Here is a 25,996-nt window from a genome sequence, read left to right as displayed (position 1 = left end):
CGCACACCCTCAGGCCCGGCGCGACCTGCTCGGGAAGCGTTAACAGGCCCTAGCGGCGGCGCGGCCGGCGGCCGCGCGGTAACATGGCGCTTCTTCCCCGCCAACCGTTGCCCATGGCCGATCATTCCGACGAGTCACCCGCCGTCAGCCGCGCGCAGGCGGAAGAGGCGGTGCGCACGCTGCTGCGCTGGGCCGGCGACGACCCGGCGCGCGAGGGCCTGCTGGACACGCCGGCGCGCGTGGCCAAGGCCTACCGTGAATGGTTCAGCGGCTACGCCCTGGACGCGGACGATTATCTCGCCCGCACCTTCAAGGAGGTTGAGGGCTACGACGAGATGATCGTGCTGCGCGACATCGAGTACGAGAGCCACTGCGAGCACCACATGGCGCCGATCATCGGCCGCGTGCACGTCGGCTACCTGCCGGACGGCAAGGTGGTCGGCATCAGCAAGCTGGCGCGCGTGGTCGAGGCCTATGCCAAGCGCCTGCAGGTGCAGGAGAAGATGACCGCGCAGATCGCCGGCTGCATCCAGCGCGCGCTGCAGCCGCTGGGCGTCGGCGTGGTGGTGGAAGGCGCGCACGAGTGCATGACCACCCGCGGCGTGCACAAGCGCGGGGTGAGCATGATCACCTCGACCATGCTCGGTTCGTTCCGCGAGGACGCGCGCACCCGCGCCGAGTTCCTGCGCTTCATCGAGGTCGGCAACGGCCAGCGGCGCTGAGATGCCGCCCGCCGCGGCGCGTCTTCGCGGTGGTCGCCGCACGCGCCGAAGTCCGTCGGTTTCGTAAACGCGGGGTGGAGCGGGCGCCCGACACGACCGGCAATCGCGGTATTCTGTCGGCATGTCATCTCCGGCCGCAGACCCTCGCGATCCGGCTGCCGCCGTGCCACCACCGGAGTTGCTGGCCCAGCGGTTCCGGCACGTGCGCGCACGCAGCGCGCGGCTGGCCGCGCCGCTGTCGCCGGAAGACGCGATGGTGCAGAGCATGGACGACGCCAGTCCGGCCAAGTGGCACCTCGCCCATACCACCTGGTTCTTCGAGCGCTTCGTGCTCGCCGCGGATCCCGGCTACCCGCCGCTGCATCCGGACTGGGACTACCTGTTCAACAGCTACTACCAGAGCATCGGGCCGATGCATGCGCGACCGCGGCGCGGGCTGCTGTCGCGGCCGGGCCTTGCGCAGGTGCGCGACTACCGTACCGAAATCGACGCGCGCATCGACCGCCGCCTCGCCGGTGGCGGCCTCGGCCGTGAGGCGCTGCAGCGGCTGGAACTCGGCCTGCAGCACGAACAGCAGCATCAGGAGCTGCTGCTGACCGACATCAAGCACGGGTTGTGGTGCAACCCGCTGCGGCCGGCCTATCGCGACGATTTGCCCGAGCGACGCGGCGGCGCGGACACGCCGCTGCGCTGGATCGCGGCCGGCGAGCGCATCGCCGCGATCGGTGCGCCGGCCTGGCCCGACGCCGGCGGATTCGCCTTCGACAACGAATCGCCGCGCCACCGCGTGCTGGTACCCGCGCACGCGCTGGCCAGCCGCCCGGTGAGCAATGCCGAATACCGCGGCTTCGTCGAGGACGGCGGCTATCGCGAGGTGGGCCTGTGGCTGAGCGACGGCTGGACACGGGCGCAGGCCGAAGGCTGGCAGCGGCCGCTGTACTGGCACGACGACCTGCGGCACGCGTTCACGCTCGGCGGCGTGCGCGAACTCGATCCGCACGCGCCGGTCTGCCATCTGAGCTACTACGAGGCCGATGCGTATGCGCGCTGGGCCGGTGCGCGCCTGCCGACCGAGGCGGAGTGGGAACTGGCGACCGCGGCGCGGCCGGTGGCCGGCCACTTCGCCGACGACGACGGCCTGGAGCCGCAGGCGCCATGCGTCGACGCCGCCGCCGCGATGGACGACGGCTTCGCGCAGCTCTACGGCGATGTCTGGGAATGGACCGCGAGCGCGTACTCGGCGTATCCGGGTTTCCGTGCGCTGCCCGGTAGCCTCGGCGAGTACAACGGCAAGTTCATGTGTGGCCAATGGGTGCTGCGCGGAGGCAGTTGCGCCACCCCGCGCGACCACATGCGCGCCAGCTATCGCAACTTCTTCCCGCCGCAGGCGCGCTGGCAGTTCGCCGGGCTGCGGCTGGCGCGGGACGCATGATGGACATGCGCGCCGCGCCCGATGCCGAACTGGTCGACCTGCAACCGGGGCGCGACCGGATCGTCGACGACGCGATCGCCGGGCTCTCGGCCACGCCCAAGCGGCTGCCGTCGAAGTATTTCTACGATGCGCGCGGCTCGATGCTGTTCGAGCAGATCACCCGTCAGCCGGAGTACTACCTCACCGGCACCGAGTCGGCGCTGCTGCAGCGGCGCATGCCCGACATCGCCGCGGCGGTCGGCGCGCGCGTGCACGTAGTCGAGTACGGCAGCGGCAGCGGACGCAAGACCGAAACCCTGCTGGCCGGGCTGGACGACGCGGTTGCCTACACCCCGATCGAGATCTCGCGCGCGGCGCTGCTCGACAGCGTGGCGCGGCTGGAAGGGCGTTTCCCGCGGATCGAGATGCTGCCGGTCTGCGCCGATTTCACCCATCCGGTGGCGTTGCCGTCGCCGCGGCGGGCGCCGCGGCGCACGCTGGCGTTCTTTCCCGGCTCGACCCTGGGCAATTTCGTCGAGGACGAGGCGGTGCAGCTGCTGCGCGCGATGCGCGACACCATCGGCGATGACGGGCTGGCGCTGATCGGCATCGACCTGGACAAGGATCCGGCCACGATCGAGGCGGCCTACAACGACGCCGCCGGCGTCACCGCCGCCTTCACCCTCAACCTGCTGGCACGGCTCAACCGTGAGATCGGCAGCGATTTCGATCTCGGGCAGTTTCGCCACCGGGCGCGCTATTCGCGCGAGCGCGGCCGCATCGAGACCTGGCTGGTCAGCCGCCGCGCGCAGCGCGTGCACGTAGGCGGCCATGCGTTCGACTTCGCCGCCGGCGAGGCGATGCAGGTCGAATACAGCCACAAGTACACCGATGCCGGCTTCGGGGCGATCGCCGCGCGCGCCGGGCTGACGCCGGCCGCGGCCTGGAACGACGCGGCCGACTGGTACGGGCTGCGCCTGCTGCGTCCGGCCGCGCCCGGCCGCCATTTCCGCCGCAGTGAGAAATGGGCCGTCGCCACGGGCGGTGCCGGTGAATAGCCCGCACCTCAAGCCACCCGCAGTCCGAGCCCTGCCGATGAAACGCCTCGCCTGCCTGCTGCTGCTCGCGCCTGCCTTCGCCGTGCACGCCGATCCCGCCTTCGAGCGTTGCCTGGCCGGGCTGAAGCCCGCCGCCGCGGCCAAGGGCGTGTCGGCCGCCACCTTCGAGCGCCACACCGCCGGCCTGCAGCCGGACCCGTCGGTACTGGAGCTGCTCGATGCGCAGCCGGAGTTCACGACGCCGATCTGGGACTACCTGGCCGGCCTGGTCGACGACGAACGCGTCGCCGACGGTCGCACGATGCTGGACACCCACCGCGACCTCCTGGCGCGCGTGGCGAGCGCGTACGGCGTCGATCCCGAGACCGTGGTCGCGGTCTGGGGCGTGGAGAGCGACTACGGCAAGACCTTCGGCAAGCGGCCGCTGCTGGTGTCGTTGTCGACGCTGTCGTGCAGCGGCCGGCGTCGCGATTTCTTTCGCGGCGAGTTCCTCGCCACGCTGAAGCTGCTGCAGGACGGTGACATCGATGCCGAAGGACTCGACGGTTCCTGGGCCGGCGCATTCGGCCATACCCAGTTCATTCCTTCCACCTACGCGCGGATCGCGGTCGATTTCGACGGCGACGGCCGCCGCGACCTGGTCGACAGCATTCCCGACGCGCTCGCCTCCACCGCCAATTACCTCAAGCGCTCCGGCTGGCGCACGGCGCAGCCCTGGGGCTTCGAGGTGCGGCTGCCGGCGGGTTTCGATGCGTCCCTGGCCGGGCGCACCCGGCGGCGAGCGCTGTCCGACTGGACCGCGCGCGGCGTGCGCCATCACGACGGCAGCGAGATCGCGCGCTCGTCGCTGCCGCCATCGACCCAGGCGGCACTGCTGGTCCCGGCCGGGCGCGACGGCCCCGCGTTCCTGGTGTTCCGCAACTACGACGCGATCTATGCGTACAACGCCGCCGAAAGCTACGCGTTGGCGATCGCGCTGCTGTCCGACCGCCTGCGCGGCGGCGACGGCCTGGTCGCCGCCTGGCCGACCGACGATCCCGGCCTGTCGCGTGCGCAGCGCCGCCAGTTGCAACAATTGCTCCTCGATCGCGGCCACGACATCGGCGAGGTCGACGGCATGGTCGGCAGCAACACCCGGCGCGCGATCCAGGCCGAGCAGCGGCGCCTCGGGCTGAGCCCGGCCGACGGCCGCGCCGGCCGCAGGATCCTCGAGGCGCTGACCTCGCCGTAGAGCGGAGCTTGCTCCGCTGCTCCCGGCTCCCGAACCCGCGTAGCCGAGCAAGCTCGGCTCTACAGGTCCCGGCTCCGGAAACCCGCACAGCGGAGCAAGCTCCGCTCTACGGATCTGCCTTCTCCCAGGTGCCGGAATTGGCAGACTGTGGTCGCGCGGGCATCGCGCGCATGGCGCGCCCCTGCGGCGACGCTCCGTCCGCAGTGCGCCGATCGACGCATATGGACCTCGGGTCTGCCCCAGCTTTCGACCCGCGCCGATCCGATCTAGCCTCGGGTCCGGAACCAATCTCAGGAGGATCCGCCATGAGCGATGGAAGCGATGGTGCCGGCGGCGTCGGCGGCAGCGGCAACGGCAACGGTACGGGCAGCACCGGCAGCGACACCTCGGCCAGCGACGCGATCGGCAATGCCGCCGAAGCGCTGGGCGACGCGGTCGATTCGCTGAGCGAGGCGATCGGCACCGCGCTCGGTTCGATGACCGACGCGATGGGCATCGACGGCGCCCTCGGGCAGATCGCCGATGCGCTCGGCCTCGACGCGAAGGACCTGGAGGGCATCATCGGCGCCGCGGTCATGGGCGCGATCACCGGCGGCCTGCCGGGCGCGGTGATGGGCGTGGTCAACGGCCTGCTCGGCGGCAGCCTCAGCGAGGCGGCGCGCAGCGCGGTCGCCGACAACCTGCCGGCGGCGGTGCAGCCGTTCGCCAATTTCGCCATCGACAAGTTCGCCGGCCAGATCCCCGGGGCCAATACCTCGCTGCAGGGGGCGTTGAGCTCGCTGGCCGCCGGCGCGCTGACCAACGGCCGCACGCCGGACATCGGCGACCTCGGCGCGGTCGCGCGCTCGCTGAGCGACGTGCAGACCACCGCAAGGGGCCTGATGGACGCCGCCACCCGCGGCGACTTCGCCAGCGCCGCCGACGCGGTGGCATCGCTGGACGGTGCGCTGCAGGGCCAGTTCACCCAGGCCCGCGACATCGCCGCGAACGTCACCGCATCCTTCGCCCAGGGCCATGACGTCTATGCCAACGGGGGCCACGGCGCCTACGGCAATGCGGTGGAACAGCTCGCGGTGAACACCACCCGGTTGCTCGCCAACCGCTGAGCGGCAAACAAGTAAAAACATCGCATTCGCCCCGGCATCGCCCGATGCCGGGGCGTTGCCGTCGTGCCCAACAGATGGCCCGCGATGGCCCGCGACCGTCAACCGGACGATAATCCGCGTCCGTCCCGCCATCGCGAACACGCTCCGTGACGCCACCCGCCAGCGTTCCCGCGCGCAAGGCCGCGCTCGCCTTCATCTTCGTCGTGGTGCTGATCGACGTGCTGGCGTTCGGACTGATCATTCCGGTGCTGCCGCACCTGATCGAGGACTTCGTCGGCGGCGATACCGCGCACGCGGCGTACTGGGTGGGCGCGTTCGGGGTGATCTTCGCCGCGATCCAGTTCGTCACCGCGCCGGTGCAGGGCGCGCTGTCGGACCGCTACGGCCGGCGCCCGGTGATCCTGTTGTCGTGCCTGGGGCTGGGCCTGGATTTCGTGTTCATGGCGCTGGCCGACACGCTGCCGCTGCTGCTGATCGGGCGCATCGTCGCCGGCATCACCTCGGCCAGCTTCACCACCGCCAACGCCTATGTGGCCGACGTGGTGCCGCCGGAGCAGCGCGCCAAGAGCTATGGACTGCTCGGTGCCGCGTTCGGCATCGGCTTCATCGCCGGGCCGCTGCTCGGCGGCTGGCTCGGCGATATCCACCTGCGGCTGCCGTTCTGGTTCGCGGCGGGACTGGCGCTGCTCAATTTCGGCTACGGCCTGCTGGTGTTGCCGGAGTCGTTGCCGCCGGAGCGGCGGAGCGCCCGCTTCGAATGGGCGCACGCCAATCCGCTCGGCTCGTTGCGGCTGCTGCGGCGCTATCCGCAGGTGTTCGGGCTGGCCGCGGTGGTGTTCATCGCCAATCTCGCGCACTACGTCTACCCCAGCATCTTCGTGCTGTTCGCCGACTACCGCTTCGCCTGGGGACCGCGCGAGGTCGGCTGGATCCTCGCCGCCGTCGGCGTGTGCAGCGTGATCGTCAACGTGTTGCTGGTGGGCCGAGCGGTGAGTTGGCTGGGCGAGCGCTGCACGCTGCTGCTGGGACTGGGCTGCGGCGTCGCCGGTTTCCTGTTCTACGGACTCGCCGGCAGCGGGCCGGTGTTCCTGATCGGGATTCCGGTCAGCGCGCTGTGGGCGCTGGCCGCGCCGGCCACGCAGGCGCTGATCACCCGCCAGGTGGGCCCCGAGGTGCAGGGCCGCGTGCAGGGTGCGCTGATGAGCCTGGTGTCGCTCGCCGGCATCCTGGCGCCCGGGTTGTTCGCCTGGAGCTTCGGACTGTTCATCGGAGTGCGTGCACCGATGCACCTGCCCGGTGCGCCCTGGCTGCTGGCGGCGCTGCTGCTGTCGGCCGGCGTGGCGATCGCCTGGCGCCATGCGCGGGCGCCGGCTCCCGCCTGACGATCAAATTGAAATTTCATCCGCTCCGGCCCCCGGGTTCGATGCTTGAGGGGCAGGCAGGATAGGGGCAGGGCGGATTCAAATCGCGAAGTGCAATTTCCCAATTGTGAAACCGGCCAGGTATGACGCGGGCCGGATGTCGTAGCCTGTACTGCGACACGATCGAAGGGAGTTGCGCATGGCCTGCCGATACCGGACCCGGGGCGAACGCCACCGGATTGCGGGCGAGCTGGAGGTAGGACCCGAGAACCCATGAAATACCGCCCCGAGATAGACGGCCTGCGTGCCGTAGCGGTACTTCCGGTACTTTTCTACCACGCTGGCGTTCCGTTCTTCAATGGCGGCTACATAGGGGTAGACATCTTCTTCGTAATATCGGGCTTCCTGATAACGAAGATCATCGACGACGAAATCAAGGGGCGGGGCTTTTCCGTCGTCGACTTCTACGAGCGGAGAGCGAGACGCATCTTCCCCGCTCTTTTTGCCGTTCTCATTGTTTCGCTTGCGGCCGCGTCGATCTTCTTCCTGCCAGAAGATTTTCGCCGCTTCACGAAGAACTTCCTCGCGACCATATTCTTCATTTCCAACGTGCAGTTCTACCGGGAATCCGGATACTTCGACAGCAGTGCGGAAACCAATCCCTTGCTGCACACCTGGTCCCTGGCCGTGGAAGAACAGTTCTACATCTTCTTCCCCCTCGTCCTCATCTTCATAGCGAGAAGAACCAGATCGAGCCCGGTGGCTTTCCTCATGCCGCTTGCTCTCGTGTCCTTCTTCGTGAGCGAGTGGATGATCGGCAAGGACCAGGCTTTCTCTTTCTACATGCTCCCGACCCGTGCCTGGGAGCTGCTGGCCGGCTCTCTCCTTGCCCTCGGCGTCCTGCCGGAGCTCCGCAGCAAGAACTCAAGGGCTGCCATCTCCGCGATCGGCATGGTTTTGGTGCTGTTCGCCATGTTCGGCTATTCCAGCCAGACCCCTTTCCCGGGGAAGGCCGCATTGCTCCCCGTCCTGGGGGCCGTATTCATGATCTATGCAGGAGCGCATGGGTTCATCGCCCACGTGCTAAGCACGAGGCCCTTCGTCTTCATCGGGCGCATATCGTATTCCCTCTACATATGGCATTGGCCCATCGTTGTATTCTCCGAATACTTCCTCATCGAGAAACTGCACGGCTGGTACTCGGTGGCAGCGATTCTGGCATCCTTCCTCGCCGCGGTCGTTTCCTGGGCATGCATAGAACGTCCTTTCCGCAGCAGAAAGGTCTTCGGCAGGCGAGCTATTTTTACGCTGAGCAGCGCTTTCCTGCTGTTGTTCCTGGGCGTGGGATCCTTTGGATTTTTTCTCAGGGGCTGGGCTGACAGATTCTCGCCCGAGGTAATTCATCTTACCGAAGCCGCGCAGGACATCAGCCCGCTTCGCGCCAGGTGCCACTATTACGGAGAGTCCCTGTCGGCGGCGAACACCAAGATGTGCGTGCTCGGCAAGCCATCGCCTCCCTCCGCCGCTGAATTTGCAGTCTGGGGAGACAGTCATGGAGTCGAACTTTCCTACGCCCTTGGCGAAATGGCCGCGAAGCATGGCTCGTCTCTCATCCAGTTTTCCGCGTCTGCCTGCCCTCCCGCCATCGGGGTTCCCGTCCAGCGCAGGTCCGGTTGCATCGACCGAAACAATGCCGTCCTGGGGTTTCTTAAGCAAAGCAACGTAAAAACGATATTCTTGATCGCAAGATATTCCGCGGCCGCTTATGAGACGAGGCAAGTCATGGGTGGCATAGCCAACTCCGCCAATGAACTACGAGCCGCCGGCAAGAAGGTCGTCCTCATCTACCCTTTTCCAGACTCCGAGTTCGATGTGCCGACCTCCATAGCTCGTACCTTGCTGCATGGAAATCGACCGGAAGACTTCGCGCTGGGGAAGGACCGCTATCTTGCGGAAAACCGTTATGCGCTGGCTGAGCTGGACCGGTTGCATCAAGCGGGAATCGCGCGGGTCGTACCCACTGACGTTCTTTGCAACGCCAGCCATTGCATCACCTCCCGCGACGGGAAGGGCTTTTATTTCGATGACAACCATCTAACGATGGCCGGGGCCCGTTATATAGCCCCCTTGTTCGAGGCCTTCTTCGACGCGACGGGCCGCTCCTCACGTGTGACAAATGGAGGCGGCTGACATAAAAATCCCGCCCCGGAAGGGGCGGGAATCGTCGACCTTGGAGAGAGAGTCGCGCGTGGAGCGCGATCAGTTGGTCGGCGGGTTGTCCTCCGGATCCTCCGGCGGGACCTGCTCGTCGGTCGGGTCTTCCGGCGGCGGCGCATTTGGATCCATTGGGTCGACCGGAGACGGGTCCTGCATCGGATCGGTGGTCGGGTCCGTGGTGTCGTCGGTGGGCGGCGGTGCATACCCGGAGTCACCCGCCGGTTCGGTCGGCTCTGCCGGCTCGTCCATCGGTGGCGTTTCCTCCGGCGGCGTGCAGGCAGCCAGCGACAACGTCAGTGCGGCGGCCAGAGGCAATGCGAAACGGAACATGCGTGATCTCCTGGTGGATGGCGCCTCGCAGTCTCCACGTCGGAGTGTATGAATTGCGTCACGACGGTGCTAAGGAATCGCAATCAGGCCGCCGGAGACCGCGCGCGTTCGGTCCGGTTCACCGATGACAACGCAGTGTGTGTGCGTTGGCCGGCGTGCATGTGCGACCTTCGACGCTCAGCCGCAACGCAGTGCGGTGATCGTGCCCGATTCGTCGACATCGATGTTGAGGCGATCGGCGCGGTACTCCATGGTCACCGCCTGTCCGGGCTTGAGCACGCGCGCGATCTCGGCGCCGGCGTCGGTGCGGGCCTGTTCGACCAGACTGTCGTCGGCCTGCTGCCCGACCAGCGACTGCACCGCATCGGCGTTGCACGCCTGGTCGGCGGCCTCCGGCGCGCCAGGTGCGGGCTCGGCGGCTGCCGGCGGCGTTTCGGCGGCGGTATCGTCCGGAGCGCCTGTGGACGTCGGCGCACAGGCAGCCAGCGAGACGGACAGGACCACCAGCAGCAGCGAAGCGACGGAACGTGACATTGGAATCTCCAGGTCGACGGGTGAATGGAGACGACAGCCTGCAGCCGCAGACGTGTGAATGTCGTTAAACACGGAGTGCCGTGCGCTGACGCGAGGGCTGCGATGCGGCATGCTGCGGCGGACTGTCGCCGTCCGATGCCATGCCCGCCAAGCCCGACGCCCCCGCCTGCGAGCGCAACCGCGATCCGATCCTGGCCGTGCTGCGCAGGCACTTCGCCGACCGCCGCCGCGTGCTCGAGATCGGCAGCGGCACCGGCCAGCACGCGGTGTACTTCGCACGCGCACTGCCGCAGCTGCAGTGGCAGTGCAGCGATCGCGCCGATCGGCTGCCCGGGATCGGGCAGTGGCTGCAAGAGGCGGCGCTGCCCAACACGCCGCCGGCGCGCGAGCTCGACGTCGCGCACGGCCCGTGGCCGCGGGCGCGGTTCGACGCGGCGTTCAGTGCGAACACCCTGCACATCATGGCCTGGCCCGAGGTGGAGGCATTGTTCGCTGGACTCGACGCGGTGCTGGAGACGGATGCGGTGCTCGCGATCTACGGGCCGTTCAACCGTGGCGGCCGCTACGACAGCGACAGCAACCGCGAGTTCGACGCCTGGCTCGGGGCGCGCGATCCGTACGCGGGCATCCGCGATCTCGAGGCCGTCGATGCGCTGGCCGCCGGCATCGGACTGGTGCGGGTGGAAGACGCGGCGATGCCGGCCAACAACCGCTGCGTGGTCTGGCGCAGGCAGGCGGCAACACCAGGCTGACGTGCCTTGCGGTACCGGGGTGCGGCGTGCGCCACGGCCACCGGAGCCGGGAACCGGCCGCCGCTCAGGCGACCGCCCCGCGCTTGGCCGCAGGCAGGGCGGCGCGGATCATCGCGTTGTAGCCGACCGCGAGCGTGGCGAAGCCGGCCTCGGTGGGATGGATCTCGTCGTACCAGAACGCCGGGTCGGCGGTGTCGGCGATCGGCGAGAAGTCGGCGTAGGAGAACAGCGACGGGAAGTCGGCCTTGCTCGGCGCCAACACCCGGTCGCGGAAGCCGTCGACCAGCATCAGGCGCGCGAAGCGCGCGACCTCGGCCTTGCTGCCCAGCACCGGCCGCATCGGTGGCCACAGCCACGGGCCGAGGTTGCCGATCAGCGGCGCGGCCAGGCCGAGATTCTTGATGCTGGTCCGGCCCGGATCGCCGATCTTCGACAGCGGCGCATAACCGTGGCCGACCACGCGGAACGCGCCGCCGACCCGGCTCATCGCCTCGAGCAGGATCGCGTAGCGTTCGCGGATGCCCTCGAACAGGCGCGCGGCGAGCAGTTCGGCGAACGCGTCCTCGGCGCGCATGCGGCCGGCGCCGGCGAAGATCGCCGCCAGCCGCGGGCCGAGCGCATCGTTGCCGCCGATGCTCAGGCACAGTAGGTCGAATTCGCGCGAACGCAGGCGTTCGGCGTAGTTGCGGCACCGCGACTGCGTGCACAGCTTCGCCGCGGTCAGCCCCGGGCCGCCGAGCCGCAGCGAGATGCCGTCGATGCGCACGAAGCTGTTCCAGTACAGATTCTTGTACAGCGGCGTGCTGAACCAGGAGTCGCCCCAGTAGGCGATCGCCGGACGCGTGAGCAGGTACGCGCGCCATGTGCGCCGCTGGCGGCTGGATGGGGTGCCGGTCGCGTGCCGGACCGCATTCCAATCGGCGTAAATGCGCTGCAGTTGCATGTGCGGCCCGCATGTCTGTACTACCCTCAAGGGTAACGCGGCCGGATGACGGCTACGGTCACCGGCCGTCGCCGGGGTTTCCGGAGGGGAACCCCGCATGGACGGGTGACCGGGGTCTGGGCCGAAGGAGGAATCGATGCGCTTGCGGAATGCCCTGCCTTCTCTGCAGGCGCGGGTGCGCCGGCGCGCACGCGCCACGCCGGTCGATCTCGACGCGGTCAAGGCGGCCGAGCGCCGGGCGATCCTGGGCGATCGGGCGGCCGCCGACGAGGATGTCGAGCTGTGGGGCCTGGCGCTGTCGGGCGGCGGCATCCGCAGCGCGACCTTCGGCCTGGGCGTGCTGCAGGCGCTGGCGCGCAACGGCCTGCTCAAGTGCTTTCATTACCAGTCCAGCGTCTCGGGCGGCGGCTACATCGGCGCGTTCCTGCAGGCGCTGATCCGGCGCCGCGGCTTCGAACAGGCGTTCGCGGTGCTGCGCTCGCGCCTGAGCGAACCCGGCGACCTGCCGGGCGTGTCGGCCGACGAGGCCTTGCGCGTCACCGCCCGGGTGCAGCGGCCGATCCTGCACCTGCGCGAATACAGCAACTATCTGAGCCCGCGCAAATCGCCGTTCTCCGGCGACACGCTGGGGATGATCGGCACCTACGTGCGCAACGTGCTGTTGATCCAGGTGCAGCTGTGCGCGCTGATCCTGGCGATGTGCCTGCTGCCGCTACTGCTGTACGGCATGGCCTCGGACGTGGCGCACCAGCATCCGGTGCGGCTGCTGTCGCTGGCCGGGATGCTCGGCATGCTGGCGGTCGCGCTGCTGGCCTACGTGACCACCGACGTCGACCGCCGCGCCCGCCTGCCCGAGGAGGAGGCCGGCCCGCCGCCGACGCGGATCGCGCTGGCGGCGCTGGCCACCATCGGCGCGCTGGGGCTGGCCTCGATGCTCGGCGCCCTCGGCCTGGCCGAGTACGACGGCCTGCCCTCGGTATTCGAACGCGCAATCGACGCGATCCACGCACCGCTGGGCGCGGTGGCGCGGCTGGGCGTGGTCACCGCGGTGCTGTACCTGGCGATGTGGATGCTGTGGCTGGGCTTCGACCGCTGGCACTCGCGCCTGGCGGCCGACCGCGAGGCTTCGGACGCCCAGCCGTCGCCGCTGCAGCGGCACGCGCCGCGGTTCGTGCTGGGCACCCTGGGCGCGGCCGCGTTCGCCGGCGGCGCCGTGGCCGCGCTGCAACAGCTGGTTGCCGGAAGCCTCGCGGTCGGCGGCACGCTGTGGCACGTGGCGATCCTCGGGCCCTCGCTGGTGACGATCGCGGTGGTGCTGACCGGCATCGTGCACCTGGGGCTGGCCGGGCCGGCGCTCAGCGACCTGCAGCGCGAGATCTGGGCACGGGTCGGCGGCAGGACCGCGGGTCTGGTGCTGCTGGCGATCACGTTGTCGCTCGGCCTGACCATCTATGGGCCATGGCTGATGAGCTCGGTGCTGCGGGTGGGCGGCGAGGGCATCGCCGGGCTGGGCTGGGCCGGTGCGCTGGCGTGGCTGTCGACCACCGGCATCGGCCTGCTGTTCGCGCACGGCCGGCGCGGCGGCGGCGAGCCGCGGTCGCGCCGTTCGCGGCTGCTCGACCGGGTGGCGCGGATCGCGCCATGGGTCTTCATCCTCGGCCTGTTCGTCGCGCTGAGCCTGGTCGGCCAGTGGCTGCTCCGGCGGCTGGCCGGGATGCCGACGCCGGTGCCGGGCGGTCTCGGCGACTATCTGCGCTGGCTGCAGGACGGGCTCGGCGCCCACGACGGCCTGTTGCTACTGCTGATCGCCGCGGCGTTGGCGGTGTGGCTGCTGTTCGGCTGGGCGGTGGACGTCAACGAGTTCAGCCTCAACGCCTTCTACCGCAACCGCCTGGTGCGCTGCTATCTCGGCGCCAGCAACGAGGCGCGCAATCCCGAGCCGACCACCAACTTCGACGTGCAGGACGACCTGGTGCTGGCCGACCTGATTGAGGTGGAGCGCCTGCGCAGCGGGCGCCCGCTGTTTCCGTTGATCGGTACCGCGATGAACCTGGTCGCGGCCAAGCAGCTCGACTGGCAGGATCGCAGGGCCGCCTCGTTCTGCCTGTCGCCGGGCTACTGCGGCCACCTGCCGCCGGCCTCGCGCCCGGGCGCGAAACCGATCGGCGACGTCGACCCGGGTACCGGCGGCGGCGGCGGCGCGTCGCTGGCCTCGTCGCTGACCCTGGGCAGCGCGATCGCGATCTCCGGCGCGGCGGTCAATCCCAACATGGGCTATCACAGCTCGCCGGCGGTGACCTTCCTGCTGACCCTGTTCGACGCCCGGCTCGGCTGGTGGCTGCGCAATCCCAGCCACCCCAGGCCGGCGCGGGCGCGCAGCACGCCGTTCTTCGGTCGCTGGCTGCTGGCCGAACTGTTCGGCCGCACCCACGACGGCGGCAAGTTCGTGCACCTGTCCGACGGCGGCCATTTCGAGAACCTCGCCCTGTACGAGCTGGTCCGGCGCCGCTGCCGCTTCATCCTCTGCGTCGATGCCGGCGGCGACCCGGCGCGCGCGTTCGCCGATCTCGGCAATGCGGTGCACAAGTGCCGGGTCGACTTCGGCGCCCACATCCGCATCGACGTGCGTGCACTGCAGCCGCAGGCCGACGGGCTGGCCGAGCGCAGCTGCGCGGTCGGCCGCATCGACTACGCCGACGGCAGCCGCGGCACCCTGCTGTACCTGAAGCCGACCCTGACCGGCGCCGAGCCCGCCGACATCCGGCACTACGCGCACGCCCATCCAAGCTTCCCGCACGAGCCCACCTCCGACCAGTACTTCGACGAGGCGCAGTTCGAGAGCTACCGGCGGCTGGGCGAGGACATCGCGCACCGCGCATTGGAGCCGGTGCTCGAGCGGATCGGTGCAGAGGTCGGCGCCCCCGGGCACGCCGAACTGGGCCTGCACGATTCGGGCCGCAAGCAGAGGCTGCTGATCGCGCTGCGCGAGCGCTGGGTGGCGCCGCTGCCGGACATCGCCGGCTGCTTCGCGCTGCACGGCAAGGCGCTGTCGCGGCTGTTCGCCAAGTTGCGCAACACGCCGGAGCTGGCGGTGCTGGATGCGCAGTTCTATCCGGCCTGGACCGACCTGGTCGCCGGCGTGCCCGGCGCGGGCGATGCCGCGCGCGCGCTGGGCCGGCGCACGCGGCTGCCGGCGCCGCAGGACTTCCGTGCCTGCTTCTATTTCTGCCAGGAGCTGATCCGGCTGATGGAGTCGGTCTACCACGACCTCGATTTCGAACACGCCTGGGACCACCCCGACAACCGCGGCTGGGTCAACGCGTTCCGGCACTGGAGCTGGTCGCCGATCTTCCGGATCGCCTGGACCGTCGGCCTGCCCACCTTCGGCGTGCGCTTCGCCACCTTCTGCCAGCAGCGGCTGGAGCTGCCGCGCCTGGGCAACGACGACGAGTACCAGCGCGTGCTGCGCGTCGACGACGTCTCGCCTGCGCCCGGCACCGACTGGCGGAAGACCTGCGAGCGTCTGCTTGGCGAGGGACGCATCAACCATGTCGAACACGGCGCCTTGACCTCGAGGACGCTGCTGGCGGACCCGCAGTCGCAGCCGACCCGCCTGTACCTGCTGCGGCTGCGGTGGAGCGCGGTGCTGGCCCGCACCGGCAACCGCATGCCGGATACCACGCTCGCGGTGGCCGCGTTCTCGGGTGGCACCCTGCGCCTGCTGCGGGTGCAGGACCACCTGCGGCGGATGGGACTGGCGACGGAGTTCATGCGCCTGCTCGTCAGCCGCCACGGCGTCGACGCGATCGACGTCCGCGCCGGCTACTACGGCCCGATCGGCGTGTGCCGCAGCGGCGAGGCGGCACGGACCAACGCCTGGCTGACCGCGCTGCTGCGCCAGACCGCCAAGCGCCACCGCGACCGCAGCGGCGCGCGCGCGCGGCATGCACCATAAGCGGTAGCGGGCCCTAGGTTAGGTGCGGGCACGCGGCAACACCGCGACGACCGGCATGTTTGCGCCCCGTTGACGTGCCGATGCCGCATCTTGCCGGCATGCCCAGCCGTGCCGACGTGGAGGAAGCCGGATCGCGTAGTCTGTCGATCCGGACCGGACGGAGCCCTCCATGACCCGCAGCATCCCGTATCTTTTCCTCGGCCTGTTCCTCCTGGCGGCCTGTGCCGGCGACGTTCCCGGCGACGACGTCCGCGCCGACAACCTCGCGCAGCACCTGCGGGTGCTCGCCTCCGACGCATTCGAGGGCCGCGCGCCGAACACGCCCGGCGAGGACAAGACCGTCGCCTACATCAGCGAGCAGTTCGAACGCGCCGGCCTGCAGCCGGCCGGCGACGACGGCGGCTGGACCCAGGCGGTGACGCTGGAACGCAGCGAGATCGACGGCCCGGTCGAGGCCGCGCTGCACGTCGCCGGCGAGACCCGCGCGCTTGCCAACGGCGACGAGATCGCCGTCGAGACGCTGCGCCCGGGCGAGCGCGTCGACCTGCGCGAGGTGCCGCTGGTCTTCGCCGGCTACGGCGTCACCGCGCCGGAACTGGGCTGGGACGACTACGCCGGGCTCGACGTCGAGGACAAGATCGTCGTGGTGCTGGTCAACGATCCCGACTTCGAGAGCGAGCAGCCCGGCAGGTTCGGCGGCCGCGCCATCACCTACTACGGCCGCTGGACCTACAAGTACGAGGAGGCGGCGCGCCGCGGCGCGGCGGGCGTGCTGATCGTGCACGAGACCGAACCGGCGTCCTACCCATGGGCCACGGTGCGCAACGGCCGCGCCGGACCGCAGTACGACATCGTGCGCGAGGAAGCCGAGCGTTATCACCTGCCGGTGCGCGGCTGGATCCAGCGCGATCTCGCCGTGCAGCTGTTCGAGCAGGTCGGACTCGACTTCGAACAAGCCAAACGCAGCGCGCAGCAGGACGGCTTTGCCGGCCATGCGCTCGGCGATGCCGCCCTGTCCGTCGGCTTCAAGGTCAAGCGCGACCGCATCGTCAGCCGCAACGTGGCCGGCCTGCTGCCCGGCGCCGATCGCGCCGGCGAGACGGTGATCCTCTCCGGCCATTGGGACAGCTTCGGCATCGGCCAGCCGGACGACAGCGGCGACGCCATCATCAACGGCGCGGTCGACAACGCCACCGCCGTCGCCTCGCTGATCGAGCTGGCGCGCGTGTTCGCCGCCGGCGAACGGCCGGCGCGCAGCCTGCTGTTCCTCGCCCTCACCGCCGAGGAGAACGGCCTGCTCGGCGCCCACTACTACGCCGCCAATCCGCTGCGCCCGCTGCAGACCACCGCGGCCGTGCTCAACCTGGAAATGTGGAGCCCCGACGGCCCAACGCGCGACATTTCCTCCTGGGGCGTCGGCAAGGTCTCGCTGGAGCGCAGCCTGAAGGCAGCCGCCGAGCGCGACGGCCGCAGCTACTCGCCGGATCCCAATCTCGAGGCCGGCTTCTTCTACCGCGCCGACCACTTCGCCTTCGCCCAGGCCGGCGTGCCTGCCATCACCATCGGTCCCGGCATGGACCAGATCGAAGGCGGCGTGGAAGGCGGCAAGGCGGCGCGCGCCGACTACTTCGCCCATCGCTACCACCAGCCCGGCGACGAGTTCGGCGACGACTGGGACATGCGCGGGCCGACTGCCGACACGCAGACCGTCCATCGGCTGGCCAGCGACATCGCCGCCTCCGCCGCCTGGCCCGAGTGGGACGCGGACAGCGAGTTCAAGGCGGCGCGCGACCGCAGCGCCGGCTCGCGCGCGGCGCCGGACCGCTGAAGGAGCGAAGCGCGCCGTGCCCTTGCCCCGCCGGGGCGCTACGGTTTCGCGGGCGGCGGAAAGCGGCCCATGTACTCAGTGGGCGTGCAGCCGACCAGGGCCTTGAAGTCGCGGATGAAGTGCGGCTGGTCGAAATACCCCAGTTCCAGCGCAAGCCCGGCCCAGTCGGCGGCGCCTCCCCGGGCCAGCCGCTCCAGCGCCTCGTGCATGCGGTAGCGATTGACCACCCATTTCGCGCCGATGCCGACGTACTCGTTGAACAGTCGCTGCAATCGCCGCCTGCTCATGGGCCAGCGCGCCAGCAGGTGCTCCACGGTGGTGATGCCGCGGTCCGCGCAGATCCCGTCGACCATCTCGCCGACCAGCGTCACGTCGTCGTCCACCGGCGGCAGGCGCGCGCCGAGGAACGCCTCGGCGATGCCCGCCTGGCGCGCATCGTCCTCCTGCGCGAACAGCGATGCCTCGAGCGGCGCGCCGGCGATGCCAAACACCTCCTGCAGCGACACCGAACGGTTGCGCAGCGTGGAGACCGGGCGCTGCAGGAAGGGGCGAAACGCGCCCGGCCGGAACTTGATCCCGAACACCGCCCCGTGCTGCTCCAGCACCCGGGTGAAGCGGCCGGAGTGGATGCCGTGGATCCGGGTGCGACCCGGCTCGAACACCAGATGCACGTTCGGGTGCGGCAACGTTTCGCGGACCTGCGGCGCGGCGCCCTGCAGGTCCCAGCGCACGATCCAGAAATGCTGGACCACGCCCGCCAGCGCCGCCGACGGCGCGAGCCGCGCATGGTGAAACCGCCCCGGTCCAGGCGCAGGCCGCAGGATGCCCCGGGCCGGGCCTACGTCGGCAGGCAAGGGCTTGGCCTCGCGCTATCGCAGGCGGCGTGTCGCGTTTTTACAATCCATGCCGCCGCCGCCATGGTTCACTCCGCCAACGCATCGCACGAGTCTGCCATGAATATCCTTCTGCTCTGTCTGGCAGGCTTCGCGCTCCTCTCCCATCCCGTCCAACCCGCTACGGAAGCCGCCACCATGCATGCCACCGGAACATTCGACGTCAAGGTCACGCCGCAGGTCGCCGACAATCCGCCCGCCCAGGCCTCCGGAATCGGCCGCCTGTCGCTGGACAAGCAGTTCCACGGCGCACTGGAAGCGACGGGCCAGGGCGAGATGCTGGCGTCGGGCGACGGCGCGCAGTCCGGCGCCTACGTGGCGATCGAGAAGGTCACCGGATCGCTGCAGGGCCGCAGCGGCAGCTTCGTGCTGGTGCACAGTGCGGTCCTGGTCCAGGGCGTGCCGCAGGACTGGACGGTCAAGGTCGTGCCCGATTCCGGTACGGAACAATTGCGCGGCCTCGCCGGCGCAATGCAGATCACCATCGCCGACGGCGAGCACAGCTACGACTTCCGCTATTCGCTGCCGGAATGAGGCGGATCGCACGGGGAGTCAGCGGTGCCCGTGCACCCGCCCATCTTCGCTGGCCCGGTGCCGCCCGCCTTCCCGGTGCCGCGGCGGCACGTCCTGCTGTTGCCGGCTCGCCTGCCTGGCCGAGCAACGACCGTGTTCATGTCGGCGCTCCCTCGCGGGAGAGGGCACCGCATGCCTCCGGCCGTCATGGATATGCGAACGGAATCGTTAGACCCTTGCTTGCTTGGCACGAGTGGTGAGCCGCCCTTTACGGAGCAGGCGCTCGGAACGCATGACATGCAGTACAAAGACGCTTTGTTGCCCGTCATGACGATAGAAGACGCGGCAGGGCGGCTCGACGATCTGGCGATAGCGCGATCGCTTGAGTTCTTGTGGGCGACTGCCACTCTCGGGATGGTCAGCCAGCCGACCGACGTGAGCCACGACGCGTCTGACCAGTTCCGCGGCTGCGGCAGGATTCTCCAGTGCGATGTAGTCGGCGATAGCGTCCAGGTCGCTTAGCGCCGGCTCCGACCAAACTATTTCAGCCATCGCGCGAGGCGCGTCTTGGCTTGGGCGTGGGTAGCTACGCGGCCCTCGGCGACCGCTTGCTCTCCGCGAGCGATGCCCTCGAGCACTGCCATGCGCTGTTGCATGAGTTGGTAGGTCTCGACATCCACCAGGTACGCGCTGGGCAGGCCGTGCTGCGTGATGAGGATAGGCTCCTTGTTCCGCTCGATATCCGAGAGAAGCTCAGTGGCCTGGCGCTTGAGGGTGGTGACGAGTTCGGTGCGCATGAAGTGACACTATAGTATCACTCGCGGCCGCACAAGCGGCCGGCGCGAGCCTGTTGCGGAACCAGGCCGCGTCACCGAGCGGCGTCCGCCCGAGTGATGAGATGAACTCCTCCCGCGGCGCCAAAGGCTTGGATGAGCCCGGATTCCGGCGCAACGACAGCCCGGCCTGGCGCCGGATCAACGGACCGGGCCCGCCGCGCCTATTCCGGACCGCGTCTCGCCGTAAACCGGAAGACCATCGGCAAGTCGCACCCACGACAACCCGGAACTGGTATGCGTGTGGTCCTTCGGCGGCAGCCGCTCCGGATCCTCCAGTGAACATGTCGTGACATCGATCTCGTCGGGAAACTGTGCGGACCGGAACGTCAGCGGCGTGCCGCAGGCTGCGCAGAACATGCGCGTGCCGTGCGCCGAGGATCGGAAGCTCGCAGGCCGCCCCGAAGTGAAGCGGAACGCCATGGCCGGAACGGTGAACCACGCGACGAACGGCGCGCCGCTGGTGTGGCGGCAGACGGAGCAATGGCAGGCCGTTTCCTGCGATGGCGTATCGCCGGCCTCGTAGCGAACGGCACCGCAAAAGCACTGTCCTTTCAGCATGCGACGATCTCCTCGCCCCCGGGCGAACCGGATGCAGGCAAGCCCGATCCGTTTCCATAGCGTACATGCTCCGGACGAATGGCCGGGACAGGGCCGGAAATCCACGCGGTTGCCGGCGGCCAGGGCGTTCCCGCGACGCTGACGCGCTACAGCAGCGATGGGGATCCACCGGGGCGGCGTACGCCGTTCGACAGCCCGCCGGCGGCGCTTGGCACCTTGCGGCATCCGCGAACCACGGCGCCTGATTCAAGCGAGGCCGCGAAGCGCGCCCGGCTCGAAAGAATCGTCAGGCCCCGCCTGCCGGACCCGGCCGGCCGGCGCGCCCGACGAACGCCGCCGCAACGGCCGCTCCGAAATCCGCATAGCTGGCTTCCGAAGGATGAAAGCCGTCCGGCGAAAACTTGTCGGGGCCGGGCGTGAATTCCAGCGGGACGTAAACCGCATGGTCATGGGCGGCGACGACGCGGCGGCCAACCGCATCGAAAGAGCGGCCCCTCATGCCGAAGACGGCGCGCAGAGGTTGCGGCAGGAGAGGAAAGCCATGGAGCGGAGGTATGCCGGCAACGGCAACGATGGCGCCCGGCGAATGGCGATGGAGCGCCGCAAGCAGCGTGTCCAGGGATGTCCGCCATCTGCCGAGGGTCATCAGCGATGTAAGGTCGTTGACGCCGGTGGAAAGGACAATGAAGTCCACCGCCCGGTCCGGCAGCTTCGGCACCAGCTGCTGCGCAATCTTGGCCGAGGTGGCGCCGATGCTCCCGATCGCCTGCCATTCGACGCCGACGCCGAGCGACTGCGACAGGATCGAGGCCGTCTGACCGACAAGCGCCAGATCCAGGCTGCGCGCCCCTACCCCCGCGATGATCGAATCGCCTATCGCGATGAGCCGTACGCTGCGCTTACCGGCAACCGATCCCGTAACCGGACCGGCCGCAGCGACGAACCGAGGCGCAGTGCGTCGGAGCCTCAGTGCCTGGGGCAGCACGAAAGGGAAGGAACTCCAGAAGACAACCCTGCGCATGCGCCACCTCGGGTTTGGGGCCTGACGCGAGAATCAGGCTCGCGCCGCGAAATGGCGCCGGCTCGCATTGTCAGGCATGCGCCAGGCCAGCCGCAAGGAAGCGTCACACGTCCTGATCGCCCGCTGGACCATTGTGCTGCCGCCGGTGCATGTCGGATTTCATCGATGCGTTCCACGACACTGGCCAGCCGTCATTGCATCGGCTGGCGAATGATCGTTTTCCACTTCTTCCGATCTGCGCGCCGTATATCGCTCAGGTAAATCTCGTGGTGCCTTCCGGCGAGGCCTGACCGGGCATCGATGAACGCATGCAGGCGCTCGATCGTTGGCCCTTCTTCAGAGAACGGGCCAACGTGCAGCACTTGAGCACAACGACCTTCAGCAAATTCCCCCAGGCGCAGCTTGTCGATGCCAGAAAGCCGCTTCTTACTTCGGACCGCAGCGACCGCCGCTTCGATGACTTCATCTGCGACGAAGCGGGGCTGCATGATCATCATCGTCCATTTCCAGCCAGCCCTGTCGTTGGCAACGAAGGCCGACATGTCGTCTGCCCACCAAAGCCCTTCGAGCGGCATGACTGAATAGTCGAGCTCTTGCCGGCCTTTCTTGACCATGAACTTGGCCGTGTAGGACACCGAAAACAACGCCTCTACAGCCTGCGCATACTCCCGGGAAGTGTTCGGATCCCCTTTTCCGTCAACCATGAGGAACTTGAACGTAGGGACCTCGACCTGCACAACGTTCTTGGCGGACGCTCGGTAGAGCTGCTTCAGCTCCTTCTTCAGATCGATCTTCTTCATTCGCCCCCACTATCCCGATGACGGCCAACGCTTGAACCATGCCGCGCAGCGAAGCGGCGCCGGCTTGAACGAACTGCAGGCGCGGGCGTACCGCACCCTTGAATCTCAGGCCGCCTGCACCTGCACCAGTCGCAGCGGGTCGTGCCATTCCTCGAGCAGTTCTGCCTCGCGCGCCTTGGCGGCCAGCAGGTGCGTCTCCTTGACGTGGCCGTAGCCGCGAATGTGCTCGGGGATGCCGGCGATCTCTGCGGCGAGGTCGACGTTGCCGCCGTCGAGTTTCTCCAGCAGGCCGCCGACGGTGCGTTCGTAGTCGTCGATCAGGCGGCGCTCGAGCTTGCGCTCTTCGGTGTAGCCGAAGATGTCGAGGGCGGTGCCGCGCAGGCCGCGCAGTTTCGCCAGCACGCCGAAGGCCTTGAACACCCAGGGGCCGAATTCCCGCTTCTGCAGTTCGCCCTTGTCGTCCTTCTTTGCGAGCAGCGGCGGGGCGAGGTGGAAGCGCACGGTGTAGTCGCCCTCGAACTGCTGTTCGATGCGGCGGCGGAATTCGCCGCTGGTGTACAGGCGCGCGACTTCGTATTCGTCCTTGTAGGCCATCAGCTTGAAGAAGTAGCGGGCGACGGCCTCGGACAGGTCGGTGCTGCCGGGCGCCCGGGCCTGCTCGGCGGCGCGCGCCTGCGCGACGAAGTCGGCATAGCGTTTGGCGTACTTCGCGTTTTGGTAGTCGGTGAGGAAGGCGATGCGGCGGGCGATGAGCTCGTCGAGCGAGCGCGACAGGCGCAGGTCGTCGAGGGGGAGGAAGGTGCCCTCGTCGCCACCTGCCCTCACCCCACCGCCCGCGTCGCGGGCGGCCCCCCCCTCTCCCGCGATGCGGGAGAGGGGCGTCGGCGGGTGGCCTGCGACCGCCGGATTCGATATGGGCAGATGCCGCAGGTCGTCGCCGTTGCGTGACGGCTTCGGTGCGCTGGTGGCGCCCCATTCGGCGCTTTCCCATTCGCCGGGCGGCAACGCCTGCAGCGCGCCGGGAGTGGACTCGGCGGCGGTGGGCGCATTGCGGACGATGCCGGCGGCCTCGTGCACGGCGCCGAGGTCGAGTGCGGCCAGGCGGCCCCAGGCGAAGGCGGTCTTGTTCATCTCGACCGCGGCGCCGTTGAGTTCCACCGCGCGCATCAGCGATTCGAACGACAGCGGCACCAGGCCGCGCTGCCAGGCGTAGCCGAGGATGAAGAGGTTGGCGGCGATGGCGTCTCCCATCAGCGCGGTGGCGAGCTGGGTGGCGTCGATCTGCAGGGGTTCGGCGCCGCCGAGCGCGCTGCGGATCGCGGCCACGATGTCCGCGGCCGGGAACTGCATGTCCGGGCGGGTGGTGAAGGTGCCTGGCATTGCCTCCCAGGTGTTGAGCACCACCCGGCTGCGGCCTTCGCGCAGCTTCGACAGCGCCCAGTAGTCGTTCACCACCACCATGTCGCAGCCGAGTACCAGGTCGGCCTCGCCGGCGGCGATGCGCACGGCGTGGATGTCGGCGGGCGAGCGCGCGATGCGGATGTGGGTGGTGACGGCGCCGCCTTTCTGCGCCAGGCCGGTCTGGTCGAGCACGGTGGAACCGCGGCCTTCCAGGTGCCCGGCCATGCCCAGCAGGGCGCCGATGGTGACCACGCCGGTGCCGCCGACACCGGTGATCAGGATGTTCCAGGGCTGCGACAGGTCGGTGTCGAACGCGGGCAGCGGCAGGTTTTCGAGGCGTTCGGCGGCGGAGACCTTGCGGCCCTTGCGCGGCTGGCCGCCGTGCACGGTGACGAAGCTGGGACAGAAGCCCTCGACGCAGGAATAGTCCTTGTTGCAGTTGGACTGGTCGATGGCGCGCTTGCGCCCGAACTCGGTCTCCTGCGGCAGCACCGAGACGCAGAAGCTCTTCTTGCCGCAGTCGCCGCAGCCTTCGCAGACCAGGGTGTTGACGAACACGCGCTTGGCCGGATCCTCGAGCTTGCCACGCTTGCGGCGGCGGCGCTTCTCGGTGGCGCAGGTCTGGTCGTAGATCAGGATCGAGACGCCCTTCACCTCGCGCAGGCGCCTTTGCACCGTGTCGAGTTCCTTGCGGTCGAAGAACTCGACGCCGGACGGGAAGAGTTCGGCTTTCGACCACTTGCCGATGTCGTCGCTGACCACGACGATCGTCGCGATGCCCTCGGCGCGCATCTGGTGGGCGATGTCGGGCACGGTGAGGGTGCCGTCCACCGGCTGCCCGCCGGTCATGGCCACGGCGTCGTTGTAGAGGATCTTGTAGGTGATGTTGACCCCGGCCGCGACCGACTGCCGGATCGCCAGCGAACCGGAATGGAAGTAGGTGCCGTCGCCGAGATTCTGGAACACGTGAGGGGTGTCGGTGAACGCCGCCTGCCCGGCCCAGGTGACGCCTTCGCCGCCCATGTGGGTGAAGGTGTCGGTGTCGCGGTCCATCCACGTCACCATGTAGTGGCAGCCGATGCCGGCCAGCGCGCGCGAGCCCTCCGGCACCCGGGTGCTGGTGTTGTGCGGGCAGCCCGAGCAGTAGTGCGGCACGCGCGGGAACTGCGCCCGTGGCAGGGCCAGCTCGCCTTCCTTCTGTTCCATCCACGCCAGCACCTGGCGCATCCGTTCCGAGTCGCTGCCCTGAACCAAGTCGAGACGCTGGATGCGGCGCGCGATCACCCCGGCGATGCGCGCCGGCGTGAGCTCGCCGGTCGAGGGCAGGATCCACTCGCCGGCCTCGTCGTACTTGCCGACGATGCCGGGGCGCCGGCCGTTGTCGAGCTTGAACTCGAAGTTGTAGAACAGTTCCTTCATCTGGCTCTCGATGAAGGCGTGCTTCTCCTCCACCACCAGGATGTCCTGCAGCCCGCGCGCGAACGCGTGGATGCCCACCGGCTCCAGCGGCCAGGTCATGCCGACCTTGTACACGCGGATGCCGAGATTGAAGCAGGCGCGCGCGTCCAAGCCCAGGTATTCCAGCGCCTGCAGCACGTCGAGGTAGCTCTTGCCGGTGGTGACGATGCCAAGCCGCGCCTGCGGCGAGTCGATCACGGTGCGGTCGATGCGGTTGGCGCGCGCGAACGCCTGTGCCGCCTTCACCGCGTAGCGGTGCAGGCGCATCTCCTGCTCCATCGGCGGGTCGGGCCAGCGGATGTTGAGGCCGCCGGCCGGCATCTCGAAATCCTCCGGCAGCGCGATCTGCAGCGCGAACGGGTTCACGTCCACCGAGACCGACGACTCCACCGTCTCGGCAATGGTCTTGAAACCCACCCAGCGCCCGGTGTAGCGGCTCATCGCCCAGCCCAGCAGGCCCAGGTCGAGGATGTCCTGCACCCCCGCCGGGTTGAGGATCGGCATCATCGCCGCGGTGAACTCGCCTTCCGAGCCGTGCGGCAGGGTCGACGAGCGGCAGGCATGGTCGTCGGCGGCCAGCGCCAGCACGCCGCCGTGGCGCGCGGTGCCGGCGGCGTTGCCGTGCTTGAACACGTCGCCGCAGCGGTCCACGCCCGGGCCCTTGCCGTACCACATCGCGTACACGCCATCGACGTTGGCGCCGGGGAACAGGTTGGTCTGCTGCGTGCCCCAGACCATGGTCGCGCCCAGGTCCTCGTTGAGCCCCGGCTGGAACTTCACCCGGGCCGCGTCCAGGTGCTTGCGCGCGCGCCACAGCTCCAGGTCGAAGCCGCCCAGCGGCGAGCCGCGATAGCCGGACACGAAGCCGCCGGTGTTCAGGCCCGCGGCCTGGTCGCGCAGCCGCTGCATCAGCGGCAGCCGCACCAGCGCCTGCACCCCGGACAGGTAGATCCGGCCCGCGGCGCGGGTGTACCTGTGCTCCAGGGTGTAGTCGGCATCGATCCCGGCGCGGGTCGGGCCGGTGCCTGCGGGAGTGGGCGGCGAAAGGTCGGCAATGCTGGTCATGGC

General features: G+C 69.1%; 19 protein-coding genes and 3 pseudogenes. 11 read left to right on the top strand and 11 right to left on the bottom strand.

Annotated elements, in window-relative coordinates:
• Positions 1–113 precede the first annotated feature (113 nt).
• The 7 genes and pseudogenes from folE to AB5T46_RS14415 all read left to right on the top strand — a co-directional run bounded on the left by folE (position 114) and on the right by AB5T46_RS14415 (position 9,079).
• Positions 114–722, top strand: a complete 609-nt coding sequence (folE, locus tag AB5T46_RS14445) for a GTP cyclohydrolase I FolE (protein WP_370564716.1) — start codon at positions 114–116, stop codon at positions 720–722.
• Between the two features lie 121 nt (positions 723–843).
• Positions 844–2,154: an ergothioneine biosynthesis protein EgtB gene (gene egtB, locus AB5T46_RS14440; protein ID WP_370564715.1), complete on the top strand. Its 1,311-nt coding sequence runs from the start codon at positions 844–846 to the stop codon at positions 2,152–2,154.
• Positions 2,151–3,122, top strand: a pseudogene (egtD, locus tag AB5T46_RS14435) (L-histidine N(alpha)-methyltransferase); the annotation flags it as partial. The gene egtB and the pseudogene egtD, both read left to right, overlap by 4 nt.
• 106 nt (positions 3,123–3,228) lie before the next feature.
• A complete protein-coding gene (locus AB5T46_RS14430; RefSeq protein ID WP_459558942.1) occupies positions 3,229–4,422 on the top strand; it encodes a lytic murein transglycosylase in 1,194 nt (397 codons plus the stop codon).
• A gap of 305 nt (positions 4,423–4,727) precedes the next feature.
• A complete protein-coding gene (locus AB5T46_RS14425) occupies positions 4,728–5,528 on the top strand; it encodes a hypothetical protein (RefSeq protein WP_370564714.1) in 801 nt (266 codons plus the stop codon).
• A gap of 146 nt (positions 5,529–5,674) precedes the next feature.
• Positions 5,675–6,910: a TCR/Tet family MFS transporter gene (locus AB5T46_RS14420; RefSeq protein WP_370564713.1), complete on the top strand. Its 1,236-nt coding sequence runs from the start codon at positions 5,675–5,677 to the stop codon at positions 6,908–6,910.
• Between the two features lie 252 nt (positions 6,911–7,162).
• Positions 7,163–9,079, top strand: a complete 1,917-nt coding sequence (locus AB5T46_RS14415; RefSeq protein WP_370564712.1) for an acyltransferase family protein — start codon at positions 7,163–7,165, stop codon at positions 9,077–9,079.
• 69 nt (positions 9,080–9,148) lie between these two features.
• Here AB5T46_RS14415 and AB5T46_RS14410 read toward each other — a convergent pair whose 3' ends face one another.
• Complete coding sequence (locus tag AB5T46_RS14410; RefSeq protein WP_370564711.1) at positions 9,149–9,436, bottom strand: hypothetical protein; 288 nt, start codon at positions 9,434–9,436, stop codon at positions 9,149–9,151.
• A gap of 177 nt (positions 9,437–9,613) precedes the next feature.
• Positions 9,614–9,970: an I78 family peptidase inhibitor gene (locus tag AB5T46_RS14405; protein ID WP_370564710.1), complete on the bottom strand. Its 357-nt coding sequence runs from the start codon at positions 9,968–9,970 to the stop codon at positions 9,614–9,616.
• 140 nt (positions 9,971–10,110) lie between these two features.
• On the opposite strand from AB5T46_RS14405, the gene AB5T46_RS14400 reads away from it, so the two are divergent.
• On the top strand, positions 10,111–10,722 hold the full coding sequence (locus tag AB5T46_RS14400; protein WP_370564709.1) for a DUF938 domain-containing protein: 612 nt from the start codon (positions 10,111–10,113) through the stop codon (positions 10,720–10,722).
• 64 nt (positions 10,723–10,786) lie between these two features.
• Here the strand turns inward: AB5T46_RS14400 and AB5T46_RS14395 are convergent, their stop codons facing one another.
• Positions 10,787–11,665 carry a hypothetical protein gene (locus AB5T46_RS14395; protein WP_370564707.1) on the bottom strand — a complete coding sequence of 293 codons (879 nt, stop codon included), beginning with the start codon at positions 11,663–11,665 and terminating at the stop codon, positions 10,787–10,789.
• Positions 11,666–11,801: 136 nt separating this feature from the next.
• On the opposite strand from AB5T46_RS14395, the gene AB5T46_RS14390 reads away from it, so the two are divergent.
• Positions 11,802–15,620 (top strand): patatin-like phospholipase domain-containing protein, encoded by a 3,819-nt coding sequence (locus AB5T46_RS14390; protein WP_370564706.1) that lies wholly within the window; start codon positions 11,802–11,804, stop codon positions 15,618–15,620.
• A gap of 169 nt (positions 15,621–15,789) precedes the next feature.
• Positions 15,790–17,448 (top strand): M28 family metallopeptidase, encoded by a 1,659-nt coding sequence (locus AB5T46_RS14385; RefSeq protein WP_370564705.1) that lies wholly within the window; start codon positions 15,790–15,792, stop codon positions 17,446–17,448.
• 38 nt (positions 17,449–17,486) lie between these two features.
• Here the strand turns inward: AB5T46_RS14385 and AB5T46_RS14380 are convergent, their stop codons facing one another.
• Positions 17,487–18,302: an AraC family transcriptional regulator gene (locus AB5T46_RS14380; RefSeq protein ID WP_370564704.1), complete on the bottom strand. Its 816-nt coding sequence runs from the start codon at positions 18,300–18,302 to the stop codon at positions 17,487–17,489.
• A 99-nt stretch (positions 18,303–18,401) separates the two neighbouring features.
• On the opposite strand from AB5T46_RS14380, the gene AB5T46_RS14375 reads away from it, so the two are divergent.
• Positions 18,402–18,875 (top strand): DUF3224 domain-containing protein, encoded by a 474-nt coding sequence (locus AB5T46_RS14375; protein WP_370564703.1) that lies wholly within the window; start codon positions 18,402–18,404, stop codon positions 18,873–18,875.
• Positions 18,876–19,082: 207 nt separating this feature from the next.
• Here the strand turns inward: AB5T46_RS14375 and AB5T46_RS14370 are convergent, their stop codons facing one another.
• From AB5T46_RS14370 to AB5T46_RS14340, 7 genes and pseudogenes are all read right to left on the bottom strand, one after another.
• A complete protein-coding gene (locus AB5T46_RS14370) occupies positions 19,083–19,406 on the bottom strand; it encodes a type II toxin-antitoxin system RelE/ParE family toxin (RefSeq protein WP_370564702.1) in 324 nt (107 codons plus the stop codon).
• Positions 19,394–19,651, bottom strand: a complete 258-nt coding sequence (locus tag AB5T46_RS14365) for a type II toxin-antitoxin system Phd/YefM family antitoxin (RefSeq protein ID WP_370564701.1) — start codon at positions 19,649–19,651, stop codon at positions 19,394–19,396. Before AB5T46_RS14365 ends, AB5T46_RS14370 begins: the two co-directional genes overlap by 13 nt.
• Before the next feature lie 177 nt (positions 19,652–19,828).
• Positions 19,829–20,248 (bottom strand): GFA family protein, encoded by a 420-nt coding sequence (locus AB5T46_RS14360; protein WP_370564700.1) that lies wholly within the window; start codon positions 20,246–20,248, stop codon positions 19,829–19,831.
• 286 nt (positions 20,249–20,534) lie between these two features.
• Positions 20,535–21,269: an SGNH/GDSL hydrolase family protein gene (locus AB5T46_RS14355; protein WP_370564699.1), complete on the bottom strand. Its 735-nt coding sequence runs from the start codon at positions 21,267–21,269 to the stop codon at positions 20,535–20,537.
• A gap of 191 nt (positions 21,270–21,460) precedes the next feature.
• Positions 21,461–22,069: a GyrI-like domain-containing protein gene (locus AB5T46_RS14350; RefSeq protein WP_370564698.1), complete on the bottom strand. Its 609-nt coding sequence runs from the start codon at positions 22,067–22,069 to the stop codon at positions 21,461–21,463.
• 105 nt (positions 22,070–22,174) lie between these two features.
• Positions 22,175–22,864, bottom strand: a pseudogene (locus tag AB5T46_RS14345) (DUF6537 domain-containing protein); the annotation flags it as partial.
• Positions 22,865–23,052: 188 nt separating this feature from the next.
• Positions 23,053–25,993: pseudogene (locus tag AB5T46_RS14340) on the bottom strand (indolepyruvate ferredoxin oxidoreductase family protein); the annotation flags it as partial.
• Between the last annotated feature and the right edge of the window lie 3 nt (positions 25,994–25,996).

Origin of the sequence: Luteimonas salinilitoris (assembly GCF_041300785.1) — a bacterium.
In the GTDB taxonomy this organism is placed as follows: domain Bacteria; phylum Pseudomonadota; class Gammaproteobacteria; order Xanthomonadales; family Xanthomonadaceae; genus Luteimonas; species Luteimonas salinilitoris.
This window is presented reverse-complemented; position numbering and strand designations above follow the sequence as displayed.